General features: G+C 60.8%; 2 protein-coding genes and 1 pseudogene. 2 read left to right on the top strand and 1 reads right to left on the bottom strand.

Translation table 11 applies throughout. The features are described 5' to 3' along the window. Positions 1-100: 100 nt before the first annotated feature. Positions 101-202: pseudogene (locus NKH38_RS33095) on the bottom strand (LysR family transcriptional regulator); the annotation flags it as partial. Between the two features lie 573 nt (positions 203-775). On the opposite strand from NKH38_RS33095, the gene NKH38_RS33100 reads away from it, so the two are divergent. After that, positions 776-1,051, top strand: coding sequence for an acyl carrier protein (locus NKH38_RS33100; RefSeq protein ID WP_023673543.1), 276 nt, complete (start codon positions 776-778; stop codon positions 1,049-1,051). Next, positions 1,052-2,257 carry a beta-ketoacyl-[acyl-carrier-protein] synthase family protein gene (locus NKH38_RS33105; protein ID WP_023707447.1) on the top strand — a complete coding sequence of 402 codons (1,206 nt, stop codon included), beginning with the start codon at positions 1,052-1,054 and terminating at the stop codon, positions 2,255-2,257. It abuts the gene before it with no gap. Positions 2,258-2,701 lie beyond the last annotated feature (444 nt).

The raw sequence follows: 2,701 nt of genomic DNA on the forward strand, positions 1-2,701 counted from the left end.
TCATGGTGCGTGTGGTCTCCGGGAAATTTCGGATCGGCTTAAGCAACCAAATCCTACGTCATTTCAACGGGCTTGCGCCACATCCACCAACCCCCATGAATTTGGTTAGGTTGATGCTGCGTGCCGCCGCCGTGAGGCCGCGCTCGCTAAGCAGCGCGTCGAGAACGACGAGAAGATTCAGATCGAGCCCTTTGAAACGCATGTCTTAGCTATCCATAGCGTGGATGAATTTGATTGAAACAAACGATTTTACCAATTCTCCGGAATGTCGCATTGACCTGGCAGGACCTCACGTGCGCCGATCACTGCCTCTATCGCGTGGCGAGTCCCTTGAGAAGAGCTCGAAAGAGGAAATCTGTCGCGTGCGGTGGAGATTGTACTGGGAATAGAGGCAGCGCTCCAAATCATGTCGAACTCTCCGACGAATGGCGACCGGTACAATAGTTGATCGCAACTGGTCCGGAGCTATGAAACATCTCGATTACATATGAGGTGCCGAGTGAATACGCTGACAGCACCCACCGTCGCAGCGTTTAGCTGACGTTTGACGACGGTTCCTATCCATTTACACGCAGATTCTTGATGTGCTGGCGCAAAAGCGGGAGGCCGGCCACTTTTCTTCGTCATCGGGCTGACGCCGCAGAAGCCGGAACTCGTCCGGTTCCTATGGGCATTGGGCTTGGTCGGCGCACAGGCTCTATGAGGGGCAATTTTGGCAACGCGACGCGACTCGGGTTTTGAACGACGCCGAAAACGCAAGCTGGAAAGGAACAAGATGGCAGATCAACTCGCCAACGAAATAATCGCAATGATCAAGAAGCGCGCCGCGTCGGAGGGCGGCATAGCGCCTGCCACGGGCGGCGAAATAACGGCTGCCACGGGACTGACTTCGCTCGGTATCGATTCACTGGGATTGGCGGACGTTCTCTGGGACCTGGAGCAGGCCTACGGCATCGAGATCGAGATGAATACGGCCGAGGCATGGTCGGATCTCCAGAATGTTGGGGGCATGGTGGAAGCCGTGCGCAGCTTGCTCCCTACGGGGGTGTGAATGGACAGGCGCGTCGTGATTACTGGGATTGGCGGGATTTGCGGGCTTGGAACAAACGCCGCCGCCATTTGGACAGAGATGCGAGAAGGCCGCTCCGCCATCGGCCCAATCGTCAACTCCGAGTTCCATGAATTGAGGGTCAGGATCGGTGCCGAGATCAAGGCCCTGCCGGAGCATGACATCGACAGCAAGCAACTCATCTCCATGGACCGCTTCAGCCTGCTCGCTGTGCTTGCGGCGCGCGAAGCCATGCGTCAGGCCGGACTTTCCTCCAAAGAGGGAAATAGCTATCGCTTCGGTGCGACGGTGGGCGTTGGCGGCTGCGGGTGGGATGCGATCGAGCAAACCTACCGCGCCATCCTTCTGGGCGGTAAGCGTGCCGCTCTCTTGACTGTACCCAAGGCGATGCCGGGTGCCGCTGCCGGCCAGGTCAGCATGAGTCTCGGCCTGCGCGGGCCGGTCTTCGGCGTCACGTCCGCCTGTTCCTCGGCAAACCATGCGATTGCCTGCGCGGTGGACCAGATCAGGCTCGGCCGGGCCGACGTGATGCTTGCCGGCGGCAGCGAAGCGCCGCTCATATGGGGTGTGCTGAAGGCATGGGAAGCGATCCGCGTGCTTTCGCCCGATACTTGCCGGCCATTCTCGGCCGATCGCCAGGGCCTGTCGCTTGGTGAAGGCGCCGGCATGGCGGTGCTGGAAAGCTACGAGCATGCCCTGGCTCGGGGCGCCACCATCCTTGCCGAAATTGCCGGTGTCGGCCTTTCCGCCGATGCGTCCGGCATCGTCGCGCCGACTGTCGAGGGGCCGGAGGCAGCAATGCGGGCCTGCCTTGCCGATGCCAGGCTGGACGCCGAGGATGTCGACTATCTCAACGCGCACGGCACCGGCACCAAGGCCAACGACCAGATCGAGACGGCGGCGATCAAGCGCGTCTTCGGTCAGCACGCCTTCTCAATGTCCATTTCTTCTACCAAGTCCATGCACGCGCATTGCCTCGGCGCGTCCGGCGCGCTCGAGTTGATCGCCTGCGTGATGGCTATCCGCGAGAGCGTCGTGCCGCCGACTGCCAATTATCGTGAGCTGGACCCCGATTGCGATCTCGACGTCACGCCCAATGTGGCACGCGAGCGCAAGGTGCGCGTGGCACTGAGCAACTCCTTCGCCTTTGGCGGCACGAACGCGGTTCTGGCGTTCAGGCAGGTGTAGAAGCCATGAAAGATGCTTCCGGCAACATTATCTCTCGCACCCAGATGCTTGCCGGATAACCTTGTGAAGGGCGGGTCATTGACCGCCTCGGCGAAATGCGGGAAGTGGCAGCGGAAGGTCGAGGATCCGGGGGTATCGTCTTTGCGAAATTCTTAACTGTTGAACCGGCTTGGACGTACCGCCGCCCCGTAAAAGGTAAGCGAAGCCATGCGGGCTCGGCTTGAGGGTCTGAAGCTGTACACGACAATGTCTGGAAGCCGCAGGGTCGGCTCTGCGCCCGTTATAGTCGCCTGAGTGCTGCCGGCCCGGCCGCGCCGCGGGCTCCGTCAACGAACTTCTTGAACCTGCGGACCTTGCCTGTCTTGGCCGACGCTTCGAAGCGCGCGGTCGTGCTGGCCTCCAGATCCGCGACATGCTTGCGCAGGGTCGTGGTGGGCGCGAGGC

It is taken from the genome of Mesorhizobium sp. M1078 (assembly GCF_040318615.1).
Lineage (GTDB): Bacteria > Pseudomonadota > Alphaproteobacteria > Rhizobiales > Rhizobiaceae > Mesorhizobium.

Coding starts and splice junctions, on each gene's coding strand:
- NKH38_RS33100 (WP_023673543.1), top strand. CDS start 776: ATGGCAGATCAACTCGCCAACGAAATAATCGCAATGATCAAGAAGCGC.
- NKH38_RS33105 (WP_023707447.1), top strand. CDS start 1,052: ATGGACAGGCGCGTCGTGATTACTGGGATTGGCGGGATTTGCGGGCTT.